Source organism: Oscillibacter sp. PC13 (assembly GCF_900115635.1).
Classification (GTDB): domain Bacteria; phylum Bacillota; class Clostridia; order Oscillospirales; family Oscillospiraceae; genus Oscillibacter.
Map to the genome: position 1 here is coordinate 18,220 of NZ_FOXE01000010.1, position 14,759 is coordinate 32,978.

Annotated in this window: 16 protein-coding genes; 8 read left to right on the plus strand and 8 right to left on the minus strand. The window is 57.2% G+C overall.

The window, feature by feature from the left end; translation table 11 throughout:
- Nucleotides 1-37 precede the first annotated feature (37 nt).
- Genes BMZ81_RS07440 through BMZ81_RS07455 form a run of 4 tightly spaced genes read left to right on the plus strand, consistent with a single transcriptional unit; the run spans nucleotide 38 to nucleotide 2,821 of the window.
- The gene (locus BMZ81_RS07440) at nucleotides 38-697 is read left to right on the plus strand and encodes a class II aldolase/adducin family protein (RefSeq protein WP_091130434.1); all 660 of its coding nucleotides are present in this window, start codon (nucleotides 38-40) and stop codon (nucleotides 695-697) included.
- A 10-nt stretch (nucleotides 698-707) separates the two neighbouring features.
- Entirely contained in the window at nucleotides 708-1,784 is a 1,077-nt protein-coding gene (mtnA, locus tag BMZ81_RS07445) for an S-methyl-5-thioribose-1-phosphate isomerase (RefSeq protein WP_091130436.1), read from the plus strand.
- Nucleotides 1,785-1,817: 33 nt separating this feature from the next.
- Nucleotides 1,818-2,552 (plus strand): purine-nucleoside phosphorylase, encoded by a 735-nt coding sequence (deoD, locus tag BMZ81_RS07450; protein ID WP_091130438.1) that lies wholly within the window; start codon nucleotides 1,818-1,820, stop codon nucleotides 2,550-2,552.
- Between the two features lie 2 nt (nucleotides 2,553-2,554).
- Nucleotides 2,555-2,821, plus strand: coding sequence for a hypothetical protein (locus BMZ81_RS07455; protein WP_091130440.1), 267 nt, complete (start codon nucleotides 2,555-2,557; stop codon nucleotides 2,819-2,821).
- 58 nt (nucleotides 2,822-2,879) lie between these two features.
- Here BMZ81_RS07455 and BMZ81_RS07460 read toward each other — a convergent pair whose 3' ends face one another.
- The 3 genes from BMZ81_RS07460 to BMZ81_RS07470 all read right to left on the minus strand — a co-directional run bounded on the left by BMZ81_RS07460 (nucleotide 2,880) and on the right by BMZ81_RS07470 (nucleotide 4,895).
- A complete protein-coding gene (locus BMZ81_RS07460) occupies nucleotides 2,880-3,938 on the minus strand; it encodes a DUF4179 domain-containing protein (RefSeq protein ID WP_091130442.1) in 1,059 nt (352 codons plus the stop codon).
- Nucleotides 3,922-4,410, minus strand: a complete 489-nt coding sequence (locus tag BMZ81_RS07465; RefSeq protein WP_091130444.1) for an RNA polymerase sigma factor — start codon at nucleotides 4,408-4,410, stop codon at nucleotides 3,922-3,924. The genes BMZ81_RS07460 and BMZ81_RS07465 overlap by 17 nt, the downstream gene beginning before the upstream one ends.
- Before the next feature lie 140 nt (nucleotides 4,411-4,550).
- Nucleotides 4,551-4,895 carry a cupin domain-containing protein gene (locus BMZ81_RS07470; RefSeq protein WP_091130447.1) on the minus strand — a complete coding sequence of 115 codons (345 nt, stop codon included), beginning with the start codon at nucleotides 4,893-4,895 and terminating at the stop codon, nucleotides 4,551-4,553.
- 156 nt (nucleotides 4,896-5,051) lie between these two features.
- Here BMZ81_RS07470 and BMZ81_RS07475 point away from each other — a divergent pair, with 156 nt between their 5' ends.
- On the plus strand, nucleotides 5,052-6,089 hold the full coding sequence (locus BMZ81_RS07475) for a PhnD/SsuA/transferrin family substrate-binding protein (RefSeq protein WP_091130449.1): 1,038 nt from the start codon (nucleotides 5,052-5,054) through the stop codon (nucleotides 6,087-6,089).
- 61 nt (nucleotides 6,090-6,150) lie between these two features.
- Here the strand turns inward: BMZ81_RS07475 and BMZ81_RS07480 are convergent, their stop codons facing one another.
- The 4 genes from BMZ81_RS07480 to BMZ81_RS07495 form a co-directional block, all read right to left on the minus strand.
- Nucleotides 6,151-7,677, minus strand: a complete 1,527-nt coding sequence (locus BMZ81_RS07480) for a DUF4153 domain-containing protein (protein WP_091130452.1) — start codon at nucleotides 7,675-7,677, stop codon at nucleotides 6,151-6,153.
- A gap of 61 nt (nucleotides 7,678-7,738) precedes the next feature.
- Nucleotides 7,739-8,038: a hypothetical protein gene (locus tag BMZ81_RS07485; RefSeq protein ID WP_091130454.1), complete on the minus strand. Its 300-nt coding sequence runs from the start codon at nucleotides 8,036-8,038 to the stop codon at nucleotides 7,739-7,741.
- Nucleotides 8,039-8,042: 4 nt separating this feature from the next.
- Nucleotides 8,043-8,270 (minus strand): helix-turn-helix domain-containing protein, encoded by a 228-nt coding sequence (locus BMZ81_RS07490; protein WP_091130456.1) that lies wholly within the window; start codon nucleotides 8,268-8,270, stop codon nucleotides 8,043-8,045.
- A 10-nt stretch (nucleotides 8,271-8,280) separates the two neighbouring features.
- Entirely contained in the window at nucleotides 8,281-8,796 is a 516-nt protein-coding gene (locus BMZ81_RS07495; protein ID WP_091130458.1) for a DUF2975 domain-containing protein, read from the minus strand.
- A gap of 421 nt (nucleotides 8,797-9,217) precedes the next feature.
- On the opposite strand from BMZ81_RS07495, the gene BMZ81_RS07500 reads away from it, so the two are divergent.
- From BMZ81_RS07500 to BMZ81_RS07510, 3 genes are all read left to right on the plus strand, one after another.
- Complete coding sequence (locus BMZ81_RS07500; RefSeq protein ID WP_091130461.1) at nucleotides 9,218-9,661, plus strand: MarR family winged helix-turn-helix transcriptional regulator; 444 nt, start codon at nucleotides 9,218-9,220, stop codon at nucleotides 9,659-9,661.
- Nucleotides 9,655-11,391, plus strand: coding sequence for an ABC transporter ATP-binding protein (locus BMZ81_RS07505; protein WP_091130464.1), 1,737 nt, complete (start codon nucleotides 9,655-9,657; stop codon nucleotides 11,389-11,391). Before BMZ81_RS07500 ends, BMZ81_RS07505 begins: the two co-directional genes overlap by 7 nt.
- A gap of 88 nt (nucleotides 11,392-11,479) precedes the next feature.
- The gene (locus BMZ81_RS07510; RefSeq protein WP_091130610.1) at nucleotides 11,480-13,270 is read left to right on the plus strand and encodes an ABC transporter ATP-binding protein; all 1,791 of its coding nucleotides are present in this window, start codon (nucleotides 11,480-11,482) and stop codon (nucleotides 13,268-13,270) included.
- A gap of 79 nt (nucleotides 13,271-13,349) precedes the next feature.
- On the opposite strand, the gene BMZ81_RS07515 is transcribed toward BMZ81_RS07510, so the two are convergent.
- A complete protein-coding gene (locus tag BMZ81_RS07515) occupies nucleotides 13,350-14,633 on the minus strand; it encodes a helix-turn-helix domain-containing protein (protein ID WP_091130466.1) in 1,284 nt (427 codons plus the stop codon).
- Between the last annotated feature and the right edge of the window lie 126 nt (nucleotides 14,634-14,759).

Genomic DNA, 14,759 nt, shown 5'->3' on the forward strand with positions numbered 1-14,759 from the left:
GGGGTAAGATAGAGACAATATGAAAGGGGGCGCTGCCATGCAGTACCAAGCGGAACGGGAGGCCGTCTGCCAAGTGGGAAAACTCTTATATGACCGGGGCTATGTGGCCGCAAACGACGGCAACATTTCCGTGCTGGCGGAGGAAAATCGTCTGCTGATTACGCCCTCCGGCATCAGCAAGGGGCGAATGACGCCGGAAATGTTGCTGGTGACGGATTTGGAGGGCCATGTTCTGGAGGGAAACCGCCACCCCACGTCTGAGGGAAAAATGCATCTGACGGTTTACCGGCATCGTCCGGAAGTTCGGGCAGTGGTGCACGCCCATCCGCCGGTTTCCACGGCGTTCTCTGTCTGCCGGCGCGGACTGGAGACACCGTATCTGGCGGAGCTGGTGGCGGGACTTGGGAAAGTGCCCTGTACATCTGCCTTTGCCATGCTCTCTACCGACGAGGTGCCGGAGAGCATTCAGCCGTATCTGGCGGAGTATAACGCAGTACTGCTGGCCAATCACGGATCCCTGGCCTGGGGTGAAACGCTTTGGGAGGCATTTGACCGCGTGGAAGCAGTAGAGCATACGGCCAAAATTTTGAGAAATGTGCAGCTTCTGGGCGGCGGTGTGCGGCTGACAGAAGAAGAGACAACCCGGCTCCGGAGCCTGCAGGGCATGTACCGGACACTGCGGGAGATGACGAAATGAGGGAACTGCTATGAAGGATATCCAGAAAGTCACCCATGTCCAGAATATCCGCTATGACAAGGAGGCGGAGGCCCTTTATATCATTGACCAGACGCGTCTGCCCAATGAGGAAAAGGAGATCCGGTTGGAGACGGCGGAGGAGATGTATACCGCTATCCAGACTTTGCAGGTGCGGGGCGCTCCGGCCATCGGCATCTGCGCAGCCTACTGCCTGTACGCGCTGGCACGAACCATTCCGGAGGAGGAACCGGAGGCGTTTTTGGAGAAGCTTCGGGCGTATGGCGCGTATCTGAACAGCTCACGCCCCACGGCGGTGAATCTCAGCTGGGCCATCCGGGCCATGCTTGCCACGGCAGAGGAGCACTGGAACGAGGAACGCGCCGCGCTGCTGGAGGCGCTGTATCAGAAAGCGGCGGCCATTCATGAAGATGATATTGCCAAGTGCGCGGCCATCTCTGAGTATGGCCTGACACTGGTGAAAGACGGGGACGGCATCCTGACCCACTGTAATGCGGGCCCCCTTGCCACCTCCCGGTACGGCACAGCCCTGGGGCCCATCCTGCTGGGAACGGAGCGGGGAATGAGATTCCGCGTATTTTCCGACGAAACCCGGCCCCTTCTTCAGGGCGCGCGGCTGACCAGTTATGAGCTGCACCGGGCGGGAGTGGACGTGACGCTGGTCTGCGATAACATGGCCTCCATCGTCATGAAAAACGGCTGGGTTCAGGCCTGCTTTGTGGGCTGCGACCGGGTGGCGGCCAACGGCGACGCCGCCAATAAAATCGGCACCTCCGGTGTGGCAATTCTGGCGAAGCACTACGGGATTCCCTTTTATGTACTGGGCCCCACCAGCACCATTGATTTGAACTGCCCGGACGGAGACCATATTCCCATTGAGGAGCGGAATCCGGAGGAGATTAAGACGCTGTGGTATGAAAAACCCATGGCGCTTTCGGACATCAAGTGCTATAATCCCGCATTTGACGTGACGGACCACAGCCTGATTTCCGGCATTGTGACGGAGAAGGGCATCTGCCGTGCCCCCTATACCGAAAGTCTGGCGGCATTATTCGACAACAAAACATAAAAATGGACAGAAAAATTACAGGGAGGAATTATTATGGCCATCAAAGAATCCCCATCCGCCTGCATTGCGGCGGATGAACAGCAAATTGCCAAGGCTGTTCTCATGCCCGGCGATCCCCTGCGGGCACAGTATGTGGCGGAGCACTATCTGGAAAACCCCGTCTGCTTTAACACAGTCCGGAACATGCTGGGCTACACCGGAACCTACAGGGGTAAAAAAATCTCCGTGATGGGCCATGGCATGGGCGTGCCCTCCGTGGGCATTTACAGCTATGAGCTCTATCAGTTCTTCGGCGTGGAATCCATCATCCGCATCGGCTCTGCCGGCGGCATCGGCGATGATGTGAAGGTGCGGGACGTGGTGATTGCCATGGGCGCCTCTACGAATTCTCACTTTGCCGACCAGTACCAATTCCCCGGGCAGCTATGCGCCACAGCCAATTACTGCCTGCTGAAAGACGCGGTGGAAGCGGCCGAAAAGCTGAGCGTCCGGGCGGATGTGGGCCAGGTGTTCACTGCTGACCAGTTCTACAACGACAATCCAAATGCCGGAGAGATGTACCGGAAGTTCGGTATCCTGGCCCTGGAGATGGAGACGGCGGGCCTGTATTGGACAGCTCAGCGCCTGGGGAAGAAGGCCCTCAGCATTCTCACCATCTCCGACCATATTTTTACTGGCGAGGCGCTGAATGCCCAGGAACGGCAGGACTCCTTCCACGAGATGATGGAGATTGCCCTGGAGACTGCCTGGAAATCGCTGGAGGGCTGAGAATGGCCCTTTTCGGAAGACGGGAGAAAGTCTTTGAGGTGAAGGGGGACAAGGCCGCCTGGAAGCAGGCAAAACAGCGCCTGCAGGAGGCTGGAATCAAAGTGATGGAGTCAGGCGGCTATGACGCGGAGGTGCCGGTGTGCGGTTGCGACGCCAGGCTGGATATCCGGGATTTTGGCCCCAGTGGGAAAATTGACCGCAGCAGCTATTACATCTCTGTCCGTCCCGAGGATGCAGACCGGGCACGGAAGCTGCTGAAGAATGAATGACGAAAACCGTCAGGCCCGCCGCAGAATCCTGCGGCGGGCCTGACGGTTTCACAAAACCTTATACCTGGGGAACGGGGTATACCACCCCGCCTACGGAGACGCTTTCCAGATCCGCAAGGGGAAGGATTTCATCCAGAACCCGCCCTTTTGTGCAGACCGTGACGCCGCCCTTCGGCTTGATACTGCCGCCGGACGTGGAGAGGTCGATCACCGTGCCGTCGGTCTTGGTGAGCAGAATTTCCACATTCTCGAAGTACCGCTCCATTTCACGGCGGTCCCCGTCACTCTGGCGGCCGCTGGGAGCGTCGCTCCACTGTACCGGACTGTCCACGGTATAGGCGACCTGCACAGCCACCGGTGACACGGTCACCTTGTCAACCGTGAAGGTCATGCCGCCCTGCTCAAAAGCTTCCCCGCCGCCCAGGGTGATGGAGGCGTCCTCGTAATCCACATCGAAGCGGAATTTCCAGTGGCCCTCTACAACGGGAATGGAACTGCCGGTCTCTTCGTCGAAATAGCACAAATCTTGGAACTCCGCTGTGGCGGTACAGGAGGTGATGGGCACGTCGGCGCTGAGGGACTGCACCATTTGGATTGCGGAATCGTCCGGATTCTCATCTATGAACCAGGAGCTGCCGTGGCAGCCGCCCCGGATGGAGAGATCTGCGCCGCCAAAGCCGCCCATCAGCAGGGACTTTGGACTTGTGCCCTCGGGCAGCAGGGGCTGGCCGTCATCCCGGCTGATGGTATAGACGATGCAGGCGTTGTATTGATCGCCGAGAATGGCATCCGCGGTAATGGTAACGCCGTTATCGGTGGCGCTGGCGCCGATGGGACGGCCAATCTGGTCAATGATTTCCGTCTGGGCCACATTGCCGCCAAAGACGCCCGCAAAGGACTCTGCCGCAGATTTCAGTATGCCGGTGGCGCCGGCGGTGCCCACGGCCAGCACCAATACCGCGGCCGCTGCGATTAGGAGCGTCCGGCGGACGGGCCGGTGACGGCGGGGGGAAGCCTGCCGGGCGGCGGTCAAGGCCTGCCCGGCGATACGGCTTTTTTGTTCCGGCGTGAAGTGCAGGGTATCCAACTCCTGCTGGTAGTCAAACGGTCTGTTCATAGATTGCGCCTCCCAAAAGTTCTTTCAGCTTGGCCCGGCCACGGGCCAGGCGGGTATGGACGGTAGCGGTGGGGATGCCCAGAATTCCGCCGATTTCAGCCGCGGGATACCCCTCGTAATAAAAGAGGTAAATCACCGCCCGGTAGTGGGGCGGAAGGGTATTTACCGCCGCCAGCACGGATCCGTCCGGGGTCTCCGGTGCCGGGACTTCCAACACAGTGTCCAGCCCGCAGGTGCGCTTCCGCCAGGGACTTTTTAAAAGGTCCTTGCAGGCATTGGCGGCCATTCGCAGGATATATGCCCGCTCATGTGACGGGCTGTCAAATTCCCGCAGCTCTGTCAGCAGCTTTACGAAAACGGTCTGGCAGACGTCCTGTGCATCATGGGTATTTTTCAGATAGGTGTAGCTCAAGCGGAGAATGGCGTCGGCATAAGTCTTTGCCAGATACTCTGCCCGTTCGGTTTGATTCATGGCTTCAACTCCTTTGGAGCGCTCTCAAAAAGAATACGATTGAAGAGGAGGAAAACTTTCATCGGTGTACAAAAAAGAGGAGAGCGGCAGCGCCGCTCTCCTTCCGTTTGTTTGGGTGCTTGCCGGAATCGCAGAATACATTATTCCAGCACGATCAAAGCTACCAGTTCCACAGGCTCGCCGGTGCGGTTTTCCACACTGTGACCAGTTCCACCGCCGGTAGAGCAGACGTCGCCGGGGTGGATGACGCGCTCTTCCCCGTTGTCGTTGAACACAGCCTCGCCCTTGACCACATAGAAAAACTCTGTCTCGTGCTCATGGCAGTGATAACCAATGGAGCAGCCGGGATCGATGGTCAGTGTGGCAAACAGACGGGCATGACCATACATCTCTTCCTTCGTGGCCAGATCCTTCATGTGAATGATGCCATTTCCGTTTTGAACGCGGGTCTCTCTGCAGGGGCAGCTGTCAGACATGATAACCATATTGTATTCCTCCTCAAACGATACCGGGGGCCGGATCCTCTTGTGCCTGCGGCGAACCGGTGATAAAATAAATACTGTCAGATAATTACTGCGGAATGTCTACCATTGTAGCAGAGGACTGGAAAAAAGTCCAGAACAGACGAGAAGGAGCGCATCATGAAAACATCTTTCCGATTGCTGGCAGCCGGTTTACTGCTGGCAGTATTGACCGGATGCGGCGGACAGACGGCGGAAAAAGAGCCGGAACCAAAAGTGACAACAAAAATAGAGAACCTGACGGTGGAATTTGCGCCGGGCGGAAATCTGGCCGACAAAACAACGCTGCTGGCGCCTCTGTCGGAAAAGCTGCAGACAGCCCTGAAAGCTGCCGGCGTGGAAGTGGAGGAAGTGAGCATTGTCCTCAGCACGGCCCCCGCTGCCACAGGGCAGGCGCTGGAAGAGGGCGGCGTGGACGCGGCATTTCTGCCAGCGGAGGCGCTGGCGGAATTCGGCGGGAGTGCGGTTCCTCTGCTGAGTGCCGCGTGGCAGGAACCCTCCTGCGACAGCGGCAATCCGGCGGACTGGAACGGCGAAGAGACTAGTTGGACGGAGAATTGGACCGCGGGACAGCGGGTGCTGCTGTTGGCGGGACCGTCGGAGTACGGCCGGAATCTGGCTGCCCGGGCAAAGAGCGGCACGGAACTGACCTGGGAAGAACTTTCTAAGGCCGGGTGGGGCCTTTCGGGAGGGAGAGCAGACGACATGGCGTCGCTTTGGCTGGCGGAGCGGTATGAGGGAAAGCTGCTGTCTGCACTGCCGGACACCGTGCTGTTTGAGAGCCAGGATGAACTGCTGGCGGCCTTGGCGGAAGAGAAAGTGGATGTGATTCCCATGATTGCCGACGACCGGATCGATGCGGTGGAACAGTGGATGCGCTCGGTATCAATCGGCGGGTGGGGCCGGAGTGGTTTGATTTGGGACGAAACAACGGTGATTGGCGTGACGGAGCGATATTACGGTACTACAGCGGCCGTCAGCACCGAAAGCGCGTGGAGCGGGGAAACATTGTCAGATGCCTTGTCGGCGGCCCTGAAGTCGCTGGCTGATGATACGGAGTTTTCAGCCCTGGCTGGGGCGGGGCCTTTTTCGGACATTGACGGGGAGGATTTGGATCCACAGCGCCGGTTGCTTGTGTTCTCCGGGAAGAACAGGTAACAAAACGGAAAACCGCGCCGGGTCAACGGAACCCGGCGCGGCAATTTTTTACAAGGGGGTATCAGCCGCCGCTCCCGGCTGCAAGACATGCAGAGAGGTTCCAGGTACGCCAGTCGGCGCAGCAGTCCCGGGCTGATTCCCGGCGCTGATCCACCAAGTGCCCCATAGAGAAACGCAGGCTGTCCCACTGTGTCACCACCATGCTCCGATCCAACCGGTCCAGCTGGGTCAGCGTGTCATAGGACAGGCTATAAAGCAGGTAATCCGTATCAATGGCCGCGCTCTCCCCTGTGAGATACCGGTCCACCTGATCCCTTGCTACCAGATAATCTATAGGCACACAATTGATGAGAAGCCATCCGGCCAGAGCGGCTGCAAAGGCTACGCGGCAGAAGGAAAAGTCCGCATTCCAGACCTTTCGGAGGGCGGCCAGGAAAAAAAGCGCCATCATGGCCATGCCCCAGTACGTCATGCACCGCTTGAAGCTCAGACCGTAAGCGGAGACATACAGGCTCATCCGCCACAGAGCGGAGGCCAGCAGCACCAGACTTTCCACCGCGAGAAGGGTGGAGAGGATGCGAAGAATGATCCAAGTACGGCCCGATCTGCGGGAGAGGGCCGATGCGGCCAGCATGACGGTGAGATTCAGCACCGTGACCCCCACCATTTGGAAAAAGCCGCTGCGGGCCCATTCGGCATAAGAGATCCCCTGCTGGGCGAGGAAGACTTCGCCGCCGAAAAGTCCGGCGGACTGCACCAGTAAAAACAGCAGATACAACCCATCCAGCGCTGCCAGAATGATGAGGAACACCAGCGCATCGGCGGAGAGAACCTTGGCTGCAGGCTTCTCCCGGGCGGGCGCGGGGCGGCGGAGACGGTACAGCAGGCCAAAGACAAAGGGCGTGACCAGCAGGGCACCCATCAGGTTCCACACGGAACGGGTGAAGTGGATGCGGATGAAATCCCGCAGGTTCCGCGTGGCAGCGGCAAACAGCGCGTCGGCAGAGGCCAGAACAGGGACCAAAAACAACAGCAGAAGCAGCGCGGCGGCGCCTCCCAGCACCGCTGCCGTGACGCGTTTGGAATCCCGGGTCTTCCCGGTGGGAGTCAGGGTGGAAAAGGCGGCGCCCAAGCTGCCAAACAGGCCGCTGAAAAACAGCTGCGTCCGCTCCCAAAGCATGGCGGGCCGCCACCAGGGGAACACAGCCGCACCGGAGAGACCGCAGGCGTGAATTGGAATCAGCACCAGCAGAGCCAGCAGATTCCAAAATCGAAAATAAAAATTGGAGCCCAGGGCAAATGCAGCCGCCAACAGCAGATTGCAGAGAAATAGGACCCGGCTTTCCCGGCTGCGGAAGAGCGCCTGCCCCAAGGCGGCCGCCAGCACCGCGTACCAGGCGAATACGATAGCCGTGAGGCCCATCCCCCAAGGCCAGGACCAGAAAATGATGTCCACACACAGGAAACACCAAAGCAGCACACCGGCCAGCACCAGCCGGTCCCGGCGGTCCGTTTCATAAATTTTAATAGAATTTTGGGCAGGCTTCGCCGGCCCTCCCGACGGCAGGGCGTTTTCAGGAACAGTCATATAAAATTCTCCTTTTTAAATTGTCCGCTTCATGCGGACAAAACAATGACAGAAAACAGAGTCAGGCCCTTTTGGAACGCAGAGCCATGGCCGCCAGGTTCAGCAAAAAAGTGACGGAGACCAGAAATACCGCTGCCTGCGCCACAGCATCCACAGTATCCAACAGAGCGGACCAATCGCCCAGCGCTACCCGGCAGCAGACTTCAAAGAGCTGAAGGCAGAGGGACGCGGCACAGGCGGAAAAGCTCCAAAGGGACAGGGGTTCCCCCCGGGATGTACCTTTCCCGAAAACCCGCAGCGCCGCTAGTATCCAGGCGGCAAGTCCCAGCAGAAGGCTTCCCGTGTTCAGCCAGGAAATCATGTGCTCACGGCTCCTTTCCGCCGGAGTCCTCCGGAACAAATTCCAGAATATCCCCAGGCTGGCAGTCCAAAGCGGCACAGATGGCCTCCAGTGTGGAGAAGCGTACCGCCTTGGCCTTGTTGTTTTTTAAAATCGACAGGTTCGCCAGGGTGATGTCCACCTTTTCCGACAGCTGGTTGAGACTCATTTTCCGCTTCGCCATCATCACATCCAGATTGACTACGATTGCCATACGCCGCCCCCTAAATGGTCAGGTCGTTTTCCGCCTTCAGCTCCGCTGCCTGGCGGAAAAGAGCGGACATGACCAGACACAGCAGGCCAAACATGGCAAAGATGGGGACAAACAGGGCATTGTACGAAAAGAGAGGGACGGGAGAGCGGTAAAAACAGAGACTGAAGACCACACGCACCAGTGCTGCGGCGGAAATGACAAAGGACGCCCAGGCCGCCCGGCGAAGGGAGACGGCGTTCTCCATGGAGAAAGGCTCCTCCCGAAGAATGGTGTCCAGCACCCGGCGCCCCTGCCAGAGAATAATGGCGGTGCAGCAGCCGCAAAAAATTAAAAAGGCGATTAAGACCAGTTCCGGCCAGGCAGATAACCAGGCGTGCTCCGGGTCATCTGGCCCCAAATAGGCGGTGAGATAGCGTGCCCGCACCAAACCGGGCACCATGGGCAGGGCGATCAAATTGCAGACAAAGGTGGCGGTCATCAGTGCCTTTAAAATTCCGGCAATTTTCTGTATGGGGGTCGTTTCCATGGGCATTCCTCCTTTGTGTCGTATCCTACCATGGAAATTATTGAATGTCAATGATTATTTATTGTTTTTCGATAAAATTGGAAGAGGGAAATCAAATAACTGCACAAATAAAAAGCAGGAACACGGGCGGCCCTTTCGGACCGCCCGTGTTCCTGTATGATATAGAGAAAGGAGAGGGAAAATATCGTATCTTTCACAAGCATCTTTGCTTGATGTGTTCATCTTAATGGCCGGACTGGAAAAAGTCAATGGGTGGGGCAAAACCTTCATAATTTGTTTACAACCCCTGTAATAACAGAGTTTTTGTTCATAAATCGTTCAAAAAATATCAGCAAAATCTTCATTGACTTCATGCTTGCATCATGTTATTATTTAGCATGCTAATTTTTAGTCAACTAAATAAAAAGAGAGGAGATAGGACATGATGGAGCACGAGAAGGCACTGGGACCTATGCTGGGGCGGGCATCTCATCTGGCCCGGGAACGGCTGGAGGCCAGGCTTTCCCAATATGATGTGACGCCGTCCCAGACGCACACTTTGATGTATCTTCACCGCCGCGGCGGTCAGGCGGCGCAATGTGAACTGACGGCGTTTTTAAAGGTAAAGCCCTCCACCGCCAACGGAATTTTGGACCGGATGGTGGAAAAAAACCTGGTGGTGCGCAGCGTCAGCGGTGCCGACGCCAGGCGGAGACTGATTACCCTCACAGAAAAGGGACAGGGGAAGCAGGCGCAGTTTCAACAGAGCTTCCGGGAATCAGAGGACATCATGATCCGTGGCTTTACGCCCGAGGAGACGGAGACCTTTCGTGAACTTCTGGGCCGCGTGATTCAAAATCTTGAGGAGGATCGAACGATATGCTGAAAAAACTATGGCCTCACGCGAGGCCATACCGGGGATGGATTGCCGCAGGCGTGGGATGCAGCGCGGCGGAGGCCATCTTTGAGCTGCTGATTCCTCTGGTCATGGCGGATATTGTAAACATCGGAATTGAAAACGCTGACCAGTCATTTATTTTGCAAAAGGGTGCACTGATGGCGGGCATGGCTGTTATCTCCCTGTGCTTTGGCCTGGGGGCGGCGGCCTGCTCGTCAGTGGCCGGACAGGGCTTTGGCGCGGGCCTTCGCCGGGCGGAGTACGAGCACATTCAGGATTTTGCCTTTTCCAATATTGAGAAGTTTTCCACGGCCTCCCTGGTGACCCGTTTGACCAACGACGTAAACAACATGCAGATGACGCTGATGATGGGGATGCGGCTGCTGGTGCGGGCTCCGGTGATGCTGGTGGCAGCCCTGATGCTGTCCATTCGCCTCAGCCGCCAACTGAGCAACGTGTTCTTGGTGGCAATTCCATTGCTGGTGGTGGTAATTTCCCTAATCCTCACAAAGGCCAGTCCATTGTTCCGCTCCCTGCAGGAAAAGACGGACGCGCTGAATCTGGTGGTGCAGGAAAATTTGACTGGCATCCGGGTAGTGAAGTCCTTTGTACGGGAGGATTACGAGCAGGAAAAGTTTGCAAAGCGCAACCATGACCTGCGGGATACCTCTGAGAAGGCCTTCGGCGTGGTAGTGATCAACATGCCAATCATGATGCTGATTGTCTACAGCACGATCATTGCTGTCATGTGGTTTGGCGGCAAAATGGTTTACGCAGGTACACTGCCGGTGGGAGATCTGACGGCATTCTTTACCTATATCACTCAGATTTTAATCTCGCTGATGATGGTGTCCATGATCTTTATGATGATGACCCGCTCCATTGCCTGTGCAAAGCGGATTGTGGAAGTACTGGACGAGGCGCCGGCCATTACGGACGACAAGGCGGAAGGCGGCGCCTCTGTGGAGGACGGCAGCATCCGTTTTGACCATGTGTCGTTTAAATACGATTCCAATAGCCCGGAATGGATTTTAAAGGATGTGGATCTCCGCATTCCATCCGGTGCGACAGTGGGGATTCTGGGTGGAACCGGCAGCGGCAAGACGACACTGGTGTCCTTAATTCCCAGATTGTATGAGACAACGGAGGGCACCGTCTCCGTCGGCGGCCGTCCGGTGGAGGCCTATACCATGGAGCATTTACGGGATGCCGTGTCTATGGTGCTGCAGAAAAATACGCTGTTCTCCGGAACGATTCGGGAGAATCTCCTCTGGGGCAATCCGCAGGCTACAGACGAGCAGATTTGGGCCGCCTGCCGGGCGGCCTGTGCCGATGAATTCCTGGAGCGGATGCCCGACGGCCTGGATACCGACTTGGGGCAGGGCGGTGTGAATGTCTCCGGTGGTCAAAAGCAGCGCCTCTGCATTGCACGGGCTATTTTAAAGCAGCCGAAGGTACTGATTCTGGACGATTCCACCAGCGCTGTGGACACAGCCACCGACGCAAAAATTCGCCAAGCATTCGCGGACGAATTAAAGGACACCACAAAAATCATCATCGCTCAGCGGGTCACATCCATCCGCGAGGCGGATTTGATCTTGGTCATGGACGCAGGCCGCATCGTGGCCAAGGGCACCCATGACGAATTGATGCAGACCTGCGATATTTACCGCGAGGTCTATCAGTCTCAACAGGAAGGAGTGAGCATTGGTGGCTGAGAACAGACAAAAACACGGACCGGGAGGCGGTCCCGGCCGGCACGGTTATCAAAAACCGAAGAACCTTCGGGGAACGCTTGGAAAGCTGATGCACTACCTGGGGCGATACAAGGCGGCCTTGATTCTGGTGGCAGCGCTGCTGGTGATCAGTTCTGCCTGTACGGTGGGCGGCTCTTATCTGATTAAGCCGCTGATCAATGACTATATTCTGCCGGGCGATTTTCCCGGACTTGCCAAAATGTTGCTTATCATGGGCGCGGTGTATGTGACCGGTGCCGTGTGCTCGTTCGGCTATGCCCGGATTATGGTCCATGTGGCGCAGAATACCGTGGCAAAAATTCGGGGCGATTTGTTTGACAACATGCAGAATCTGCCGCTGAAGTACTTTGATACCCACACTCACGGCGAGCTGATGAGCCGCTATACCAACGATATTGAGACGATTTCCGAAGCACTGAACAACAGCTTTGGCAGCCTGATTTCCTGCTCGCTGAATTTTATAGGTACCATTGCCATGATGCTGGTGCTCAGTCCGCCGCTGACACTGATCACCTTTGCGATGCTGGCGGTGATGCTGGGAGTGGTGAAGGTGATCGGCGGCCGCAGCCGCCGGTATTTTGCCCAGCAGCAGAAGGCAATTGGAACGGTAAACGGCTATATTGAAGAGATGATCGAAGGACAGAAGGTCATCAAGGTGTTCAACCATGAGCAGGCCGCTAAGGATGGCTTCTATGGCCTGAATGAAACCTACCGGCAGGCCGCCACCCGGGCACAGGCCTATTCCGGTGCGATGATGCCCGCCATGGGAAACCTCTCCCATATCAACTATGCCATTACCTGCTGCATAGGTGCGATTTTTGCCATCAGCGGCGGGGGATTCTGGCTGGGTGATCTGGCGGCATTCCTGAATTACACCAAGCAGGTCAGCCAGCCCATTACGCAGATTTCCCAGCAGGTCAACACCATTCTGGCGGCAGTGGCCGGCGCCGAGCGGGTCTTTGAGGTGGTGGAGACGGAGCCGGAGCCCGACGCTGGAAAAGTTAAGCTGGTGCGGGTCGCGGAGAATCGGGACGGAACCATGACCGAGGCTGACTTCGACACTGGCGAGTGGGCTTGGAAGAAGCCGGACGGTGCCCTGATCCCACTGCGGGGAGACGTGCGGTTTGACCATGTGGTCTTCGGTTATGATGAGAGAAAAATTATTCTGCACGACATCTCTCTGTTTGCAAAGCCGGGACAAAAGATTGCGTTTGTAGGCTCTACCGGAGCGGGCAAAACGACCATTACCAGCCTTATCAACCGGTTTTATGAAATCCAAAGCGGCACCATTACCTATGACGGGCTGGATGTGCGGGAGATTGAAAAGGATTCCCTTCGCCAGTCCCTGGGTGTGGTGCTTCAGGATACCCACTTGTTCACCGGCACGGTGGCGGACAACATTCGGTATGGCCGCCTGGAGGCTACGGACGAAGAGGTGGAGGCCGCCGCACAGCTGGCCGGGGCGGACACGTTTATCCGCCATCTTCCCAACGGATATCAAACGGAGCTTGGCGGAGACGGCGGCAATTTGAGCCAGGGCGAGCGGCAACTTTTGAACATCGCCCGTGCGGCCTGTGCCAATCCGCCGGTGCTGATTTTGGATGAGGCCACCAGCTCCATCGACACCCGGACAGAGAAGCTGATTGAGCGGGGGATGGACCGGCTGATGGCGGGCCGCACAGTGTTTGTCATCGCCCACCGACTTTCCACGGTTCGCAATGCGAAGGCCATTATGGTTCTGGAGCAGGGCGAGATCATTGAGCGGGGCGATCACGATGACCTGATCGAACAGCACGGGAGATATTATCAGCTGTACACGGGGCAGGCGGAGCTTGCGTGAGAAGCAGGGCCTGCCGGTTCCAATGAAAAAATGAAAAGGAAGGCGGAGGCACCTGGCGCCTCCGCTTTCTCTTCAGTACTCACTCGTATTCCCAATTGGCGGGATTGGTGTCCCAGAAGCCGCCGTCCGCATAGGTCAGTTCAAGCTCCTCCATGTCCGGGCAGTACCCCACATCCGGCTGGATGATGGTCCGGCCGTAGACGTCCTCCACCACGGCGGCCAGCTGAACGGTGTCCGCGGCGGTGAGAGAAAGCTCCAGCGCGGGAAGGCGATAAAAGCTGCAGCCCTCAAATCCGTGAAAGCTGTCGGGCTTTTCGCAGGGCTCCGCCCAAGCTGCCAGATGCTTGTTTTTGAACAGCCCCACCCGGATTCGTCTGGTTTCAGCGGGGCCGCTCAGAGCCTCGCCATTCGAATCGATGGACACGGCGGCAGCGGTGGAGGCACTGTTCTGGATCCAGACGTAGCGCTCGTGGGTGTTTTCCCCGAAAACCAGAGTACCTGACTTTTCCAGCTTCATCCACATTAGGGTGCCGCCGCCGATTTCCGCTGTCGGCATGGAGTCTGTGTACAGACCGTCGTAATTGTCCAGCAGCTGGGTCTGGCGGGTACCGTCCGGATAGGTAAAGACCACACTGAGGCTGATGCTGTCCGTCAATTCTGCCGTGATCTCGCCGGTGAAGGCCTGCCCTGGCGCAGCCGCTCCGGGAGACTCCACCGGCCCGCTTCCGCAGTCCGCCAGGAATACAGCGGTCATCCCGTCTACATGGGTTTTCGGGACGGCCCGCAAAGAGAAAGTGACGGTATTCCGGGCGAGATCCCGATGGGTGAGTTCCACGCCGTAATCAGCGGTCAGATTATTTTGGGACTTTAGAATTTTCTCCACCCGTTCGGAAATGCCGCTGATTTGGCTGTCCACACTGCGCTCCACCCGGGAGATGTTGTTCTGCAGGCTCTCGTTCTGCATCCGCAGCATCTCGAACTGGTCAAAAAGCTTGGCCAGGGCAAAGAGCAGTATAACTGCCGCCAGTAAAAAGGGCCACTTTTTTCGCCTTTTTGGCGCAGGTTGGGCGGCGATGTACCGCCCAGCAATTTCCTCTACCATTTTGAGCTGCGTCTCCGTCAGATCGCTGCTGTCACCTTCTCTGCGATCATCTTCAAAAGCGCTTTCCTCTACGCCCAGCAGCCATCCGACGGATACGTCGAATCGTTTTGACAGGGTGATGAGTTTGTCAATCTCCGGCAGGGCGCTGTCGGATTCCCATTTGTAGATGGCCTGGCGGGAGACGCCAAGGGCCTCTCCCAGAGCCTCCTGAGAGAGGCTCTTTTCTTTCCGTTTTTGCGCGATGCGCTGTCCAATGGTCATGAGCGGGACTTCCTTTCCATTTGCTGATGACAGTATAGCAGAAATTTCCCGGCAATTTCCACCAACCGGCGGCTCTCTTTTTGTCAACCGGCGGTTAGCATGGAGAAAAAATGCCTTGCGGACAGA

Coding starts and splice junctions, on each gene's coding strand:
- BMZ81_RS07480 (WP_091130452.1), bottom strand. CDS start 7,677: ATGACTGTTCCTGAAAACGCCCTGCCGTCGGGAGGGCCGGCGAAGCCT.
- BMZ81_RS07515 (WP_091130466.1), bottom strand. CDS start 14,633: ATGACCATTGGACAGCGCATCGCGCAAAAACGGAAAGAAAAGAGCCTC.
- BMZ81_RS07505 (WP_091130464.1), top strand. CDS start 9,655: ATGCTGAAAAAACTATGGCCTCACGCGAGGCCATACCGGGGATGGATT.
- mtnA (WP_091130436.1), top strand. CDS start 708: ATGAAGGATATCCAGAAAGTCACCCATGTCCAGAATATCCGCTATGAC.
- BMZ81_RS07495 (WP_091130458.1), bottom strand. CDS start 8,796: ATGGAAACGACCCCCATACAGAAAATTGCCGGAATTTTAAAGGCACTG.
- BMZ81_RS07500 (WP_091130461.1), top strand. CDS start 9,218: ATGATGGAGCACGAGAAGGCACTGGGACCTATGCTGGGGCGGGCATCT.
- BMZ81_RS07485 (WP_091130454.1), bottom strand. CDS start 8,038: ATGATTTCCTGGCTGAACACGGGAAGCCTTCTGCTGGGACTTGCCGCC.
- BMZ81_RS07470 (WP_091130447.1), bottom strand. CDS start 4,895: ATGGTTATCATGTCTGACAGCTGCCCCTGCAGAGAGACCCGCGTTCAA.
- BMZ81_RS07490 (WP_091130456.1), bottom strand. CDS start 8,270: ATGGCAATCGTAGTCAATCTGGATGTGATGATGGCGAAGCGGAAAATG.
- BMZ81_RS07440 (WP_091130434.1), top strand. CDS start 38: ATGCAGTACCAAGCGGAACGGGAGGCCGTCTGCCAAGTGGGAAAACTC.
- BMZ81_RS07510 (WP_091130610.1), top strand. CDS start 11,480: ATGCACTACCTGGGGCGATACAAGGCGGCCTTGATTCTGGTGGCAGCG.
- BMZ81_RS07460 (WP_091130442.1), bottom strand. CDS start 3,938: ATGAACAGACCGTTTGACTACCAGCAGGAGTTGGATACCCTGCACTTC.
- BMZ81_RS07475 (WP_091130449.1), top strand. CDS start 5,052: ATGAAAACATCTTTCCGATTGCTGGCAGCCGGTTTACTGCTGGCAGTA.
- BMZ81_RS07465 (WP_091130444.1), bottom strand. CDS start 4,410: ATGAATCAAACCGAACGGGCAGAGTATCTGGCAAAGACTTATGCCGAC.
- deoD (WP_091130438.1), top strand. CDS start 1,818: ATGGCCATCAAAGAATCCCCATCCGCCTGCATTGCGGCGGATGAACAG.
- BMZ81_RS07455 (WP_091130440.1), top strand. CDS start 2,555: ATGGCCCTTTTCGGAAGACGGGAGAAAGTCTTTGAGGTGAAGGGGGAC.